This window comes from Rhizobium sp. SVR5-9E (genome assembly GCF_056755095.1).
On sequence record NZ_JBNDHS010000021.1, the window covers coordinates 24894 to 38882 of the forward strand.

15 protein-coding genes are annotated in these 13989 nt (G+C 61.4%); 5 read left to right on the forward strand and 10 right to left on the reverse strand.

Going from position 1 to position 13989, the window contains the following annotated elements; genetic code table 11:
* Positions 1-147: 147 nt before the first annotated feature.
* A complete protein-coding gene (locus tag ACPYOJ_RS12610) occupies positions 148-2148 on the reverse strand; it encodes a methyl-accepting chemotaxis protein (RefSeq protein WP_481416545.1) in 2001 nt (666 codons plus the stop codon).
* 203 nt (positions 2149-2351) lie between these two features.
* On the reverse strand, positions 2352-4214 hold the full coding sequence (locus tag ACPYOJ_RS12615) for a glycosyltransferase family 2 protein (RefSeq protein WP_481416546.1): 1863 nt from the start codon (positions 4212-4214) through the stop codon (positions 2352-2354).
* A 107-nt stretch (positions 4215-4321) separates the two neighbouring features.
* Between ACPYOJ_RS12615 and ACPYOJ_RS12620 the strand changes: the two genes are divergently transcribed.
* Positions 4322-5194, forward strand: coding sequence for a transporter substrate-binding domain-containing protein (locus tag ACPYOJ_RS12620; RefSeq protein ID WP_481416547.1), 873 nt, complete (start codon positions 4322-4324; stop codon positions 5192-5194).
* On the opposite strand, the gene ACPYOJ_RS12625 is transcribed toward ACPYOJ_RS12620, so the two are convergent.
* The 5 genes from ACPYOJ_RS12625 to ACPYOJ_RS12645 form a co-directional block, all read right to left on the reverse strand.
* Entirely contained in the window at positions 5191-5604 is a 414-nt protein-coding gene (locus tag ACPYOJ_RS12625; protein WP_168828236.1) for a tellurite resistance TerB family protein, read from the reverse strand. The two genes, ACPYOJ_RS12620 and ACPYOJ_RS12625, sit on opposite strands and share 4 nt — an antisense overlap.
* Before the next feature lie 62 nt (positions 5605-5666).
* Positions 5667-6407: a thermonuclease family protein gene (locus tag ACPYOJ_RS12630; RefSeq protein WP_481416548.1), complete on the reverse strand. Its 741-nt coding sequence runs from the start codon at positions 6405-6407 to the stop codon at positions 5667-5669.
* An 11-nt stretch (positions 6408-6418) separates the two neighbouring features.
* Positions 6419-7081: a S24 family peptidase gene (locus ACPYOJ_RS12635; protein ID WP_168828238.1), complete on the reverse strand. Its 663-nt coding sequence runs from the start codon at positions 7079-7081 to the stop codon at positions 6419-6421.
* Between the two features lie 104 nt (positions 7082-7185).
* Positions 7186-7833 (reverse strand): response regulator, encoded by a 648-nt coding sequence (locus ACPYOJ_RS12640; protein ID WP_481416549.1) that lies wholly within the window; start codon positions 7831-7833, stop codon positions 7186-7188.
* Between the two features lie 92 nt (positions 7834-7925).
* Positions 7926-8324 (reverse strand): hypothetical protein, encoded by a 399-nt coding sequence (locus ACPYOJ_RS12645; RefSeq protein WP_481416550.1) that lies wholly within the window; start codon positions 8322-8324, stop codon positions 7926-7928.
* Positions 8325-8442: 118 nt separating this feature from the next.
* Between ACPYOJ_RS12645 and ACPYOJ_RS12650 the strand changes: the two genes are divergently transcribed.
* A complete protein-coding gene (locus ACPYOJ_RS12650) occupies positions 8443-8796 on the forward strand; it encodes a DUF952 domain-containing protein (protein WP_481416551.1) in 354 nt (117 codons plus the stop codon).
* A complete protein-coding gene (locus ACPYOJ_RS12655; RefSeq protein WP_481416552.1) occupies positions 8793-9881 on the forward strand; it encodes a quinone-dependent dihydroorotate dehydrogenase in 1089 nt (362 codons plus the stop codon). The genes ACPYOJ_RS12650 and ACPYOJ_RS12655 overlap by 4 nt, the downstream gene beginning before the upstream one ends.
* Here ACPYOJ_RS12655 and ACPYOJ_RS12660 read toward each other — a convergent pair.
* The 3 genes from ACPYOJ_RS12660 to ACPYOJ_RS12670 are packed head-to-tail and all read right to left on the reverse strand — an operon-like array spanning position 9857 to position 12000.
* Positions 9857-11203, reverse strand: a complete 1347-nt coding sequence (locus ACPYOJ_RS12660) for an MATE family efflux transporter (RefSeq protein ID WP_481416553.1) — start codon at positions 11201-11203, stop codon at positions 9857-9859. The genes ACPYOJ_RS12655 and ACPYOJ_RS12660 overlap by 25 nt on opposite strands.
* Positions 11204-11233: 30 nt before the next feature.
* Complete coding sequence (locus tag ACPYOJ_RS12665; RefSeq protein ID WP_168828244.1) at positions 11234-11731, reverse strand: CAP domain-containing protein; 498 nt, start codon at positions 11729-11731, stop codon at positions 11234-11236.
* Positions 11732-11733: 2 nt separating this feature from the next.
* A complete protein-coding gene (locus ACPYOJ_RS12670; RefSeq protein ID WP_481416554.1) occupies positions 11734-12000 on the reverse strand; it encodes a DUF6460 domain-containing protein in 267 nt (88 codons plus the stop codon).
* A 142-nt stretch (positions 12001-12142) separates the two neighbouring features.
* On the opposite strand from ACPYOJ_RS12670, the gene ACPYOJ_RS12675 reads away from it, so the two are divergent.
* Positions 12143-13069, forward strand: coding sequence for a methyltransferase (locus tag ACPYOJ_RS12675; RefSeq protein WP_481416555.1), 927 nt, complete (start codon positions 12143-12145; stop codon positions 13067-13069).
* Positions 13070-13276: 207 nt separating this feature from the next.
* On the forward strand, positions 13277-13912 hold the full coding sequence (locus ACPYOJ_RS12680; RefSeq protein ID WP_481416556.1) for a YitT family protein: 636 nt from the start codon (positions 13277-13279) through the stop codon (positions 13910-13912).
* Positions 13913-13989 lie beyond the last annotated feature (77 nt).

Consider the following 13989-nt stretch of genomic DNA (forward strand, 5'->3'; position numbering starts at 1 on the left):
CCTCCCGCCAAAAACGGAAAGTGTTACCCATGTCTCCGGGACAAAACGTCACCTATGTCTCAGGTCGGGCAGCCCGACCTACAATGCCGTTGAAAAACAAATGGGCAGCCGAAGCCGCCCATCCTGATCATCTGATTCTTGGTGTTTTCAAAACTCCGTCCAGTCTGCCTCCTTGCTGGCTGAGGACGTGCCGCCGCCCCCGAATGCGCCGGCAAGCTTTTGGCCAAGCGCGCGCGCAGGGGACACCGTCGGCCGCGCATTGCCTTCGCTCGCGATGCGGATCGCGCGCTTGGACGCCGGTGCGGGGCGGGCCGCAGGCCGCGGCGCACCATGCGAGGTGGAAGGTGCTGCTACCGCGATACTGCCTGTTCCCGTCAGCTTGAACTGGCCGAGCAGATCATTGAGCGCCGCGGCCTCGGTCGCCAGGTTGTGGCTCGCCGCGGTCGTTTCCTCGACCATGGCGGCATTCTGCTGCGTGCCTTGGTCCATCGCGTTCACCGAGGTGTTGATCTCCTGCAGGCCGATGGACTGCTCGCGGGAGGCCTCGGCAATCGCATGGACATGGCTATTGATCTCCTGCACTTCGTGAAGGATGGTTTCCAGCGCCTTGCCAGTCTCGCCGACGAGCGCGACGCCGGTCTCCACATGCGCGCCGGACGTGGTGATCAGCGCCTTGATCTCTTTCGCTGCATTGGCGGAGCGCTGGGCAAGTTCGCGCACCTCCTGGGCGACGACCGCAAAGCCCTTACCGGCTTCGCCTGCGCGGGCGGCCTCGACGCCGGCATTGAGCGCCAAGAGGTTCGTCTGGAAGGCGATGTCGTCGATGACACCGATGATGTTGGAGATCTCGCCGGAGGATTTTTCGATCTCCTGCATGGCATCGACCGCCTTGCGCACCACGTCGCTTGATTTCTCGGCCCCGGCGCGGGTGCGGGTGACGAGCTGGCTCACTTCCCCCGCGCGCTTTGCCGCGTCCTTGACGGTGGTCGTAATCTCCTCGAGTGCTGCGGCGGTCTCCTCGACAGAAGCGGCCTGCTGTTCGGTGCGCTTGGAAAGCGCATCCGCCGAGGAGCGGATCTCGTTGGCCCCGGCATTGATCGCCGTGGCATTCGAGCCGACCGAGACCATCGTCTCGTTGAGCCTGCTCGCCGAGTTGTTGAAGTCGAGGCGCAGGGAGTCGAGATGCGCGGCAAACGGCGTCTCGATGCGGGAAACGAGGTCGCCTTCCGCAAGACGGCGCAGGCCTTCTCCGAGCGAGCGCATGGCGCGCTCCAGTTCGCTCGCTTCCGCATTGCGCTGTGCATCCCGTTCTTGGCGCTCGCGGTCGCTGAGATTGCGGTCGGCCACAGCGCGCTCTTCCAGATTGACGCGTTCGATCTCGTTGTTGCGGAAGACCTGCACGGCCTGTGCCATGAGGCCGATTTCGTCGCGGCGGTCGAGGCCGATGATCTCGCCGCTAGTGTCGCCTTCGGCGAGCGACTTCATCCCCTCGCCGAGCCTCGTGATCGGCGCCGCGATGCCCGTCTGGGCGACGTAGATACCAAATCCGATAAGCGCCAGCGTGGCGATGCCGATGATGGTGAAGCAGAGATTGATACGCTGGTTCATCGTATCGGAGAGCGCGTCGCCGCCGTCGTTGAGCTGCTTCATCAGCGCGTCGTTGTTGGCGATCAACTTCGGCGTGATGGCTGCAACGCCGGCGCTGACCTGGGCGATCGTATCCGCCGCGCCCTTCTCGTCGCCGGAATTGCGCAGGTCGAGCGCCTTCTTTGTTACTCCTTCCAGCGCTGTGACATCCGCCACGAGCTCATCCACGGCGGCCTTCCGGCTCGGCACGAGCTCGGCCACCTGCAGGAGGCGGTCCCGAGCCTGGCCGAACTTCGATGCGGCCTTGGCCGCGGCCTCCGATTCCTTCGAGCCGGCCTGCAGGTTCAGCGAGAAGCTCGCCTGGAGGACGGAGGAGAGCACCGAGGAGTTTGCCCGCGAACCCTGCATGGCGGCGAGCGCCTCATGGTCTATGAACGTGCTGTATTGCTGATCGGCGCCCTTGAATTCGCGCACAACATAGACAAGGCCGGCAATCGAGATGAGACCGAGGAGAACGACGACCGAAAGGATCTTCGTTCGGATTTTCATATTCTTCAACATGGAGTCTTGCCCGCGCCGGGATGCCCCGGCCCTTGTGGAGATGAAATGGGAAATAGCTTGGATGCGACGTGCGCGTCATGCGGCCGGCCAAAAGCCATCGTCGTCTGTCGCATAAGAATCGATATTGCTTAATGGTGGCCTAACACGCAAAGGTTAGATCCGTGCAATTTCTAGGCATGCATTTCTAGGCGCGTTCGGTTTGGCTATGCCCGCCTTTTACTGGGCGTATGCGGGGTCTTGTCCCAGAAGAAGGGGTTTGTTCTAAGTTGCAGCACGGCTCGCCACGCTGCTGCCGAGAGCATGAGCCAGTAGAGCGGCAACCCGGTCCACCGCAGCCCCATTGCCGCTTGCTCGCTGCCGTCCAGTTTCATCCGCCCGAGCCCAACAAAGATGATGTAGCTGAACACGACGTTGCAGAAATCGATGCCGAACAAGATCCATTCAACGGGATGTTTCGCCGTCGTTCCGACAATGACATCGATTGCGGCGCTCGCCAAAAAGACAAACAGCCACGGATGGGCGAGCGAGGAAAGCAGCATTCCCGCGATAAGCAATTGAAAAACAGCAAAGCCGAACAGGCCCATCTCCCGCATCGGCTTTTGCGGCTCTCGCATCAGCACCAGCCAAGTCTGCAGCCAGCCTTTGAACCAGCGTGTTCGCTGGTGTATCCACATCTTGGGCGTAGACGGCGCATCCTCAAGCGTTAGGCAGCTCAATACCCCACAGCGATATCCGCGCCGATAAAGACGCATGCCAAGATCGGCATCCTCCGTCACGTTGTAAGGGTCCCAGCCACCGGCTTCCTTAAGGGCTTCCGTCTTGAAGTGGTTCGATGTACCGCCGAGCGGCATCGGCAGGCGAAAGCGGGCGAGCATCGGCAGCAGCATTCGAAACAGCGCAGAATATTCCAGTGCGAATGTAGCCGAAATCCAGGAATCGCCGCTATTCGCAATGACCAGAGGCGCCTGCAGGCACACGATCTCCTTGCTGCTGGCGGCAAATGTCGCATGAGCTTCCCGCAGTTGATCCGGGTGCGGACGATCCTCGGCGTCGTACACCGCAAGGAGTTCGCCACGCGCGGCAGCAAGCGCATAGTTCAACGCTTTCGGCTTGGTTCGAGGTTTGGCAGGCGGCACCTCGATGATCTCGAATTGCGGGCCGAGTTCCTGCGCCCGCAAGGCGGCGATAGTCTCATGGTCGTCCGCCTCGCAGACCAGCTTGATATCGAGCCGCGATGCCGGCCATCTCAACCGGTTCAGCGAAGCGACGAGCTGGCTCGCAACCGCAGCTTCCTTATAAAGCGCAATGAGAATGGTGTAGACCGGCAACGGTCCTTCAGGAGCGGCGTGATTGCCAAAACGATGCCGGCGGCTTGTGAGCGCAACGATCCGGATCATCATCGCCGCGAGATAGAATATGGAAATGGACCCATGAAGTGCCAACACCACGGCGTCGTTGAAGATCGCGCCGGTTATCAAGGCGGTGATTGCGACGCCCGCGAAGAAGCCCTGCTTGCCCAGCAGGACTATCCGTGCGCTCAGTTCGGGGCTGCGCTCGAACAGGCCATTGACGCTATCGTTGATCCGTCGGCGGGCGCCGGCATTCCAGACAGCCGCCCGCAGCGCTTTCGGCGTTGTTACGACGAACTGCGGCCGGAGCTCTGGCTTCGCCTCGAACCTTGCGTTGAGCGCCGCTATCTGGCGAGCCGGGGGCACCATCGCATGCATGCCCTGCTGCATGTAATGCAGCCGCACCATCGTCGGTCGGGTGAGCTGGGTATCAAGCGCCTCGTTGTCGTGGATCAACCGGATGTCGAGCTCATCTAAGAACGGGAGCCGCAGCATTCGGGCGAGGGCAGCGTAATAGCTGTCGGTGTTGATCCAGCCGTTTGCCAGCAGTTCATCTTCGATGGTGGTGCCGTTTTGCCGCGCCAATTCGGTCGCGCGCGCAATGGTCGGCTTGCCGATACCGAGCTTCAGGAGAACGGCGATCTCGTCGCGAAAGTCCGCGCCGTCTCCCGCAGTTTGGCAACGCTGCTCTGAAGGCGCACGAATGGTTGATCGCACGCTGTCGCCTACGACAGCGCCGCCTGGCGCATATTCCCCCGTACGCATGACTCTGATACACCATCGCCGAGAGGCGATGCCCCCGCCCTAACCCAGGCCGGATAATAATGACACAATCTTTCCTTGCATCCCTAGTTTTTAAGGGATTTTTAATATTTTTGCTGTCACAGGTTGCAGTTCACGCGGAACCGGCCGCGGCGCAGCAGGGGGCGTCATCGCTGCCGGTGCTTTTCGATGCTCGCGAACGCCTTGCCAAGCCGGACCTTTCGTCGCTTGTTCGCCTGCGATTTCTGACCTCCATCGACTTCCCGCCGTTCAACTTTACCGATCAGAACGGTAGGCTGGCAGGATTTAATGTCGACCTGGCGCGGGCAATATGTGACGAACTGGAAGTTGCTTCGAAGTGTGAAATCCAAGCGCTTCCCTTCGCCGATCTGAAGGAAGCGCTTGCGGCTTCTCAAGGAGATGCCGTCATTGCCGGGCTGGCCGTGACCTCGGAATTGCGCAAGCAATTTACCTTCAGCCGCCCCTACCTGATGCTGCCCGCTCGTTTCGTGCGCAATGTCAAAGCCGATATCAAAGGGGATACTGCAGCGGCTCTCTCCGGCCTGTCGGTCGGGGTCGTCAAGGGGACTGCCCATGAAGCTATGCTCGCGGCCTATTTCCCGGCAATAAAAGCCGTACCCTTCGATAGCAAGGAAGCTCTGCTTGCCGCCTTGAAAGACAAGAAGGTGGATGCCGTCTTCGCTGATGCCTTGCAACTGTCCTTCTGGGTCTCGTCGCAGGCGTCCGCGAGGTGCTGTGCACTCTTTGACGGCCCCTATATGTCGGAGCAGTTTCTCGGCGAGGGGATGACGATCATGCTTCGGCAGAATGACAGCGTACTGACGGCGGCACTCGATCACGCGCTTGCAGCACTTTCCAGAGACGGCCGCCTGCAGGAAATTTACCTGCGGTATTTCCCGTACGGGCTGTACTAGCCCTTGCGGAAGCGGGCGATTGCGCTGCGCTCGATGGCGGCGCACGTAAGCTTGTCGAGCCCCAGCCGATCGCGGAGCATGCTGAGCAGCCGCAACTCCTCGGCTTTAACCGACAGGTCGGCGGAGGCGACTTCAACCGCAAGCGCATAGGCCGTGTCGTAAAGCCGCGCCGGCAGCGTGTCTTTCACGGTCTCCAGCACGACATCGAGACCTTCCGGTCCAGCGAGCAGCGCCGCGCAGTCGCGGGCGATCGAAATCAGCTTGCCGTCGTCGAAATCCTTGAAGACCGGGAGAAAGCCGATCAACTGGCCCATGCGTTGCATTTCGCGGTCGTTCATCGTGCTATCGACAGCGGATGCCATCACCATCACGTAGATGAGCGCATCATGGGCGGAAAGCGGCTTGTTCATTCGGTCATTCCCTCTGCTTTGTCCGGACATTAGGAATTTCCGGCCGCCGTTACAAGGCATGGCTAGAGGGGATCGAGCGGATCATCCGGCGGCGCTGCGGGCGGCGGGGCAAGCGATGCGTCCTTGCGAGGGTCCTCCCCGTAGACGCCCTTCTTCTGCGCCTTGGCTTTTTCGCCCAGGGCGACGAGGGGCGATCCGGCGCCGGCATCGGCCCAGCCGTTTTCCGCCAGCCACTTGGAGAGGTCCTGCGTGCCGATCTTGCAGGAGGCCGTCGTGGTACCGCTCCAGTTGGCGTCCTTCAGATCGCAGGTGATCGAGCGCAACCGCAAAAAGAGCCGAAAATTCGTTCTGGCAAGCATGCCGCAAGGCCATTCGTTTCCATCGGGCCCTTTGCAGATCATGTCAGTCGGCGTTGGAACGATACCTACTAGCTGTAGCTTCCTGTCGCCGAAGGCAATAACGCCTGCATTTTCTGCGACTGGCCTCGGCAGCGTTGCGGCTTTCTGCGGCTGCGGTTTTGGCTTCTCAGGTTCGCGCGCTGCAACCCGTTCCAGCGGCTTGCCATCCACCTCGGCCGGATAGAATTTGCTGGATTCGTCAACCCGCCGTGCTCTCATGCTGATCCTCGGGTCGGGAGCGGCAGCAGGCGGCACAACGGGTTCCTGAACTTCGGGAGTCGCCGCGTCTTCAACGCTCGCGGTCGGTTCCATATCCGGCTTGGGAAATCGTGCCCTGCCAGCCGCCAGCATCCCGGCGACAACGCCCATTCCCGCAACAGCTGTCAGAAGCGCCGCAGGCCGCATGGAAGATTTTCCTATTGGCTGGCCCAGATAATGCGCGCGATCCAGTCGACGTCGGAAAGCTCGATCGTCCGGTTTGGGTGTTCGGGATTGAGGGACAACAGTTCGATCGACCGCGGGCTCTGGCGCAGCAGAACTTTGGCCATCACTTCGCCCTCGCGGGTCTTGACGACGACACGGTCGTTGCGGCGCACCTGTGCGCCGGGCTCCACGATCAGCACATCGCCGTCGCGATAAAGCGGCATCATGCTCTCGCCCTGCACTTCGAGGGCATAGACACCTGCCTTCTGCGAGGGCGCTATGGGGAATTCGACAACATCCCACCCCTGGCCAGCCGGGAAACCGCCATCATCAAAAAAGCCACCTGCACCGGCCTGTGCAAAGCCGAGCAGGGGGATCGAACTCGTCGGCGGCGGAAAGGCGCTGTCCCGTCCGGAAAAGCCGTTTGCGGGCTGCATGAAGCCCATGAACTGCTCCATCGTCGACCCGGTCGCATAGAGCACCTTGGCGATCGATTCCGTCGACGGCCAGCGTAGACGGCCATCGGAAGACAGCCGCTTGGATTTGTTGAACGAGGTGGGATCGAGACCGGCACGGCGCGCAAGACCGGACGGCGTCAGGTCATGCCGTTCGGCAAGCCTGTCGATCGCTCCCCAAATCTGCTCGTGTGACAGCATCTTGCGTGATCCTGCGCCGCGGGCGCCGCTCTCCAATCGCAAGAAAGATTAACGCCAAGCCTTCCCCGAGTAAAGAGGCAAGAGGAATAAAATCCTGTTCTGGCTTAGGCGACCATCGCGACGTTGATCTTGCCGAGCTGGATGACGGCCTGCGTGCGGCTGTCGACATTGAGCTTCAGGAGGATCGCCGATACATGCGCCTTGATCGTTGCTTCGGAAACGCCGAGTTCGTAGGCGATCTGCTTGTTGAGCAGCCCTTCGGCGAGCATGGTAAGTACCCGGCTCTGCTGCGGCGTCAGCGTGTGGAGGCGATGGATGAGGTCCGCGACGTCCGGATCCTGTTCCTGCCCATCACGATAACCCTCAGGTGTGGCAATGTCGCCGGCCAGCACCCTCTGGATACTGCGGCGAATATCTTCGATGCCCGAAGATTTGGAGATGAAACCCGAGGCGCCGAGTTCCAGGGCGCGCCGGATTGTCGTGGCATCATCCGTCGCGGAAATGATGACGATCGGCAGACTGACGAATTCGGAGCGAAGCGCCATGAGGCCGGAAAAACCGCTAACACCAGGCATTGCGAGATCGAGCAGCATGAGATCCGCCTCAGGGTGTTCGCCTGCCGCAGCACGCGCAGCTGCAAAATCGCCAGCTTCCTCGACTATCCACCGCCCGTCCATGCCGGCCACTGCCTGACGCAACGCATCCCGGAAAAGCGGGTGGTCATCCGCGATGATGATCGTCTGTTCCTGCATCGAAAACTCCCTCCCAAGAGTTCGATCTCGTCTTCCGCAATGTCCGCCGGAACCCCGCCGCACATGCGTTCCCCCTGATTTAGTATATCAAGTTAGGTCTTCTGCGGAAGAGGCGCGGTCTTTTCCTCCTCCTGGAATTGCTTCACCATCCCCATGAAGCTCTTCATGAACCGCTCCATGATGCTGATCGAGCGGTCGACCTCCGCATCCGTCGGGAGCGCCTTGTTGACGATGCTCTTGTTCTCGAGCGCCGTTACGCGGCTGGAAAGCCGGTCGAGTTCATCCTCATAGGCGGCGCGTTCGTCCGCCGCCATGCGGCAGACCAGCGAGCCATCCTTTTCCTCGCAAAGCGACATGGCGCCGGTCTGCTTATCGAGCCGGACGAAATGATCGCCGCTCCGTTCAAGCTGGAAGCGAGCCGGGTCCGGGTCGGCTGCAAGCGCCGTCAGCGGCAGAAGAAGTGCGGCAATCCCGGTTGCGATCGTTCTCATGGTCTCATCCTCCGGATTTTTATTGCGGCCGCCCTGTTTTTGGTGGGGGAGCCGTGGACATCGCCGTCTGTTTCCGGCAAAGCGCTCACCACAAGATCAGCCATTGCATGAGGCCATCATGACTGTGACGCCGACCCTTTACAAGATAGTGACTGAAGCACTCTGGCAGGAAGCCGAGCAAAACGGCGTTTTTCATGGCGCCGCCATCGACCTCAAGGACGGCTTCATTCACTTCTCGACGGCAGCGCAGGTGCGGCAGACGGCGGCGCTGCATTTCGCCGGCCAACCGGGGCTGCTGCTCGTCGCAGTCGACGGCGGCAAACTTGGCGATAAGCTGGTTTTCGAACCCTCCCGCGGCGGCGATCTCTTCCCGCATCTTTATGCCGACCTGCCGCTTTCGACGGTCGTATGGGAAAGGCCGCTGCCGCTTGACGATGCCGGCCAGCATATTTTCCCGGAGCTCCTGCCGTGATCGGGGCGTTCAAGCACGCTGCCCGCAAAGGCCTTTTTCTCTTCGACCCGGAAACCGCGCATGGGATGTCGATTGCGGCATTGAAATCCGGCCTGGTTCCGGCCTGCCGCATCGCGCCTGATCCGCGCCTGACGCAAACCGTCGCAGGCCTGACCTTCGAAAATCCGCTCGGCATGGCGGCCGGCTACGACAAGAATGCCGAAGTTCCGGAAGCCCTGCTGAAGCTTGGTTTCGGCTTCACCGAAATCGGCACGGTCACGCCAAAACCGCAATCCGGCAATCCGCGCCCGCGCATCTTCCGCCTGGTGGAAGACGAGGCCGTCATCAACCGCCTCGGCTTCAACAACGAGGGCCACGACGCAGCCCTCCAGCGTCTGTCGGCGATCCGGGGCAAGGGCATCATCGGCGTCAACATCGGCGCCAACAAGGACAGCGAAGACCGCATCGGTGATTATGTGACCGGCATCCGCCGTTTCTATTCCGTCGCGCGCTACTTCACGGCCAATATCTCCTCGCCGAATACGCCGGGCCTGCGCGATCTGCAGGCGCGCGAGAGCCTCGCCGCGCTTCTGTCCGCCGTGCTTGCCGCCCGGGACGAGGAGGCTGCCAGATCAAGCCGGAAAATCCCGGTCTTCCTGAAAATCGCCCCCGACCTGACCGAAGAGGGGATGGATGACATTGCGGGCGAAGTGCTTTCCCATGCGCTGGACGGCCTGATCGTCTCCAATACGACGCTCGCCCGCGACGGCCTCAAGGACCAGCGTCAGGCAAAGGAAGCCGGCGGTCTTTCCGGCAAACCGCTCTTTGAAAGATCGACTGCGGTTCTTGCGAAAATGCGCAAGCGCGTCGGGCCGGCACTCCCGATCATCGGTGTCGGCGGTGTCTGCTCGGCGGAAACCGCACTGGAAAAGATCAGGGCAGGGGCCGACCTCGTGCAGCTTTACTCCTGCATGGTCTACGAAGGTCCCGGTCTGCCGGGCGATATCGTCCGCGGGCTCTCAAAGCTCCTCGATCGCGAGAAGGTCTCGTCGATCCGCGACGTGCGCGGCACCCGCACCGATTATTGGGCGGCCCGGAACGTCTGATTGGCGCGTGGCTTCACCAGCATTGCCAGGAAGATGCCGCGGAAAAGCAGGAAGGCATTCATCGAAAGCCAGAGCCCGTGATTGCCGAAGAGCGGCACGAAGACGGCCAGCGTAGCAAGGTAGCCGGCAAACGACATCAGCATGCGGTTGCGCATGTCGGCCGACCACGTCGCGCCGATGAAGACACCGTCCATGAGGAAGGCAAGGGCGCCGGTCAGCCCGGTGACCGCCGCCCAGGGCAGGTAGGTCTCGGCGGCCGCCTGCACCTCCGGTGAGGTCGTCAGCAGCGAAATCAGCCACGGACCGGCGGCGAGAAAGAAGGCGGAGGCCGCCAACGCCAACCCGAAGGACCAGATGGCCGTCAGTTTCAGTCCGCGGTCGAAGGCCGGTCGGTGGGCCGCACCGATCGCCCGCCCGGTGATCTGTTCCGCAGCATTGGCAAGCCCGTCGAGATAGTAGCTGGAAAGCAGGAAGAAGTTCATCAGCACGGCATTGGCGGCAAGCGTGACCGCCCCGAAGCTCGTGCCGATCCGCGTCATGATAGCAAAGGAACCGATCAGCACGAAGGTGCGGATCAGGATGTCGCGATTGAGTGCAAAGAGCTCCGCCAGCCGGTGCCGCGAGAAGATCTCAGCCCGCTTTGGCCGGTCGGCAGCTGTGAAACTCCTGAGAACGAGAAAGAGGCCGGCGAGTGCGCCCGCCGTCTCGCCCGCCATGCTGCCCCACGCGACGCCGGCTACGCCCCGGTTCAGCCAGAGGCCGAGATAGATCGAAAGCACGATATTGATGCTGTTGATCAGCGCTTGCAGGAAGAGGCCGGTGCCGCCTTGCCCGCGACCGAGGACAAAGCCGAGGATCGCATAGTTCGCGAGGGCCGCAGGGGCGGCAAGAATTCGGATGGAGAAATAGGTGCTCGTCGCTTGCGCTACCGCCGCTTCTGGACCCATCAATGCGAGTCCCGCCGGCAGCAGCAGCGGCGAAAGACAGAGAAGCGCAAGCCCGCAGCCGAGCGCCGAAACCATTGCCCGCCAGAAGACGCCCTGCTGCTCATGCGCGTCACCCCGTCCTAGCGCCTGCGCCGTCAGACCGGTCGTCGAGGCCCGCAGGAAGTTGAAGCTGCCAAGGATGAGGTCGAAGAGCATGGCTCCGATCGCCAGTCCTGCCAGCGCGTCCGGTTGCCCCATGTGGCCCACGACGCCGGTACCAACGAGGCCGAGCAGCGGCGTCGTCATGAAGCCGAGCGTCATCGGAATGGCGATCGACAGCACCAGCCGGTGCGTTACATCGAATGTCAGTCGGTTTTCGCGCGCGCGATGATCCATTTCCGCCTCGGGCTTTAGAGGCAGAACGCCTCAGCTGGAAAGAACCATTGCCCAATACGGCACGTTTCTGGAAGCGGAATTGTGAGCGACCGCGACGCCGAGACCGCTATAGCGGCCGAGCATGTTTTCCAGATGGTGCGGTGAGTTGATCCAGGCCGTCACGACAGCCGGAACCGACTGCTGGCCGGCGGCAATGTTCTCCGCTGCCGGCAGCTGGACGCCGCTCGCCTTGACGCGGGGTCCAAAGCCGTCGGCAATGCCCATGACGTGCTTCATCTTGCCAGCCGATGCCATGCGCTTCGCCTGGAACAAGGCGGCAGCCGTTGCCGCCGGATCGGCGCGGAGCGATGTCAGACCGTTTTTGCCGCGAAGTTGGTTGACGAGCGGCAGCGCCGCCGCTGTCTCGTCCTCTCCGTCCGAAGGCGTGGAGGACATTTGTGGTGTGGTCGTGCAGCTCGCGACGCCCACCAAGAGGAAGAGACCTGAAACGCGCAGGAGGTGACGTCTGGAAAGATCGATCGTAGTCATGGTTACCGCCGAAAGTTGAAAAGACGGATGATGATGAAAATCGGAATCACGACTGTTGCCCCAAGGAGCAGGTAGTCGCCGATCCGGCCGAGAGCGGCAAAGCCCCGGTGCCAGATTTCGCGAATGAAATCCCGGATGCCGTAGACGAGGTCCAGCGGCGCCCAGCCGAAAACGGTCATTACGAAGCCGACGATCAGTGAAACGACGACGAGCTTCACCAGTGTGCGGGCGAGCGAGTCGCCCAGAAACTTGTTTACCTGATCGGACATGCCCCATCTCCTGTTTACCGTGCAATACGATTGCAGATCGTTGCCTGCAAGCGCTTTCCGGTACTGGCCGTTTCGCCTGTGAAATAGGACTTGAGTTTTTTTGTGGCCGCCGCCAAATGCGCGTCGTTCAACGGGTCACACCATGCAGCAGAGCCAGCTTTCCTCCGGCGACGTTATCGCCGACCGCCGTGCCGATTATGCGAAGATGCTCGCCGAAGGCGGCGAGCCGGATGCTGCCGCCGAGCTGATGGAGCAGGCTCTCGAACTGACCCCGGGCTGGGCCGCCGGCTGGTACCGTCTTGCAACCTACCGGGAGAAGGCCGGCAACATGGAAGCGGCGGTCGAAGCCTATGGCAAGACCGTGTCGCTTGATCCTGAGGACATCTTTGGCGCCGGCCTCAAGCTCGCGCTTCTCGGCGCCGCCGCAATGCCGGACCAGCCTCCAAGCCGCTACGTCGAGAGGCTGTTCGACGACTATGCCGCCCGCTTCGAAACCTCGCTTGTCGAGAAGCTGGACTACACGGTTCCCCGAAAGCTCGCCGCTCTTGTCGTTGCCACCGGCCGCAAATATGCGCTCGCTGTCGATCTCGGCTGCGGAACCGGTCTGCTGGGGCCGGAGATCCGCACTCATGTTGGCGGGCTTGAAGGCTATGACCTTTCGCAGAACATGCTCGCCAAGGCCCATGAAAAGGGAATCTATGATCACCTCGCGCAAGCCGACCTTTCGCTTGCGCCCGAAGCCTCCGGCATTTTTGCCGATGGGGCGGAGCATCGCGCCGATCTGATCACCGCCGCCGACGTGCTGATGTATCTCGGCAATCTCGAAAGCGTTTTCGCGATCGTCGATCGCCTCGCAGCCCCTAGCGCCGATTTCGCTTTCTCGGTCGAGGACGCGGGGGAGGCCGATGGCTTTCACCTTGCGCCATCGCTGCGTTACGCTCACGCAGAAACCTATGTTCGCGGCCTTTGCAGACGCTACGGTTTCGAGATCATCGCGTCGGTCAAAACCACTATTCGCAAAGATGGCGGCAGACCCGTTTCCGGTATCCTCTTCCTTGCGCGCCGGTAGCGTTTCGCGCATAAATCTTGCGATTTCAAAATAGGTCAGCATTGCTTACGTATTTTGCTTGCTCGCAACTGCGAAAGCCTGCTAGTCCGGGCACTAGCTGAGGCGTCGCAGAGAAAAGCGCGAGGCGTCGGCCTCTTCCATCATCACATCTGCCGCGCGGGATTTTTCCGGCGCTCTTGAACTCGTCTGCCGTTGGAGATTGACGACATGGCCCAGCTCATCAGTGCCCTTGGATTCTGGAACACACGTGCGACCCGTCACACACCGCTCGAGGATGTGCAGGGGATATTCTCCGGCAGCCTTGTTTCCGCACTTGGGCTTTATGTGCTTGCCAGTGCCGGGCTTCTCACCGGCAGCACCGCCGGCATCGCCTTCCTGCTGCACTATGCCTTCGGCGTGAATTTCAGTTTGGCCTTCTTCCTGCTCAACCTGCCGTTCTTCTATCTTTCGTGGAAACGCCTCGGCGTCGCCTTCACGGTAAAGACCTTTGTCGCGATCGGTGTCACCTCGGCGCTTGCCGATGTGCAGTCGCGCTTCTTCCAGATTTCCAGCATCCACCCGGCTTGGGCAGCACTCCTCGGCGGCCTGCTGCTCGGCTTCGGCCTGCTCGCGCTTTACCGCCACCGGGCGAGCCTCGGCGGCGTCGGCATTCTCGGGATTTACATGCAGGAGCGTTTCGGCGTCCGTGCCGGCTTCGTACAACTTATAGTTGATATGTGCGTGCTCGCGGCTGCCTTCTTTGTGACCACGCCGCCGGTCGTCTTCTATTCGGTGCTGGGCGCCGTCGTTCTGAACCTCTTCGTCGCGATCAATCACCGCGCCGATCGCTATATCGCCCTGTAGGTATTTAACCGCCAGTCAACCATGAACTATTCGTGTTCGACCATGAACTATTCGTAACTTGTCTGTTGTCCGGTCCG

Bases quoted from the DNA above. Each gene is read 5' to 3' on its own strand.
- ACPYOJ_RS12610 (WP_481416545.1), bottom strand. From the start codon at position 2,148: ATGTTGAAGAATATGAAAATCCGAACGAAGATCCTTTCGGTCGTCGTT.
- ACPYOJ_RS12620 (WP_481416547.1), top strand. From the start codon at position 4,322: ATGACACAATCTTTCCTTGCATCCCTAGTTTTTAAGGGATTTTTAATA.
- ACPYOJ_RS12625 (WP_168828236.1), bottom strand. From the start codon at position 5,604: ATGAACAAGCCGCTTTCCGCCCATGATGCGCTCATCTACGTGATGGTG.
- ACPYOJ_RS12630 (WP_481416548.1), bottom strand. From the start codon at position 6,407: ATGCGGCCTGCGGCGCTTCTGACAGCTGTTGCGGGAATGGGCGTTGTC.
- ACPYOJ_RS12635 (WP_168828238.1), bottom strand. From the start codon at position 7,081: ATGCTGTCACACGAGCAGATTTGGGGAGCGATCGACAGGCTTGCCGAA.
- ACPYOJ_RS12640 (WP_481416549.1), bottom strand. From the start codon at position 7,833: ATGCAGGAACAGACGATCATCATCGCGGATGACCACCCGCTTTTCCGG.
- ACPYOJ_RS12645 (WP_481416550.1), bottom strand. From the start codon at position 8,324: ATGAGAACGATCGCAACCGGGATTGCCGCACTTCTTCTGCCGCTGACG.
- ACPYOJ_RS12650 (WP_481416551.1), top strand. From the start codon at position 8,443: ATGACTGTGACGCCGACCCTTTACAAGATAGTGACTGAAGCACTCTGG.
- ACPYOJ_RS12660 (WP_481416553.1), bottom strand. From the start codon at position 11,203: ATGGATCATCGCGCGCGCGAAAACCGACTGACATTCGATGTAACGCAC.
- ACPYOJ_RS12665 (WP_168828244.1), bottom strand. From the start codon at position 11,731: ATGACTACGATCGATCTTTCCAGACGTCACCTCCTGCGCGTTTCAGGT.
- ACPYOJ_RS12670 (WP_481416554.1), bottom strand. From the start codon at position 12,000: ATGTCCGATCAGGTAAACAAGTTTCTGGGCGACTCGCTCGCCCGCACA.
- ACPYOJ_RS12675 (WP_481416555.1), top strand. From the start codon at position 12,143: ATGCAGCAGAGCCAGCTTTCCTCCGGCGACGTTATCGCCGACCGCCGT.
- ACPYOJ_RS12680 (WP_481416556.1), top strand. From the start codon at position 13,277: ATGGCCCAGCTCATCAGTGCCCTTGGATTCTGGAACACACGTGCGACC.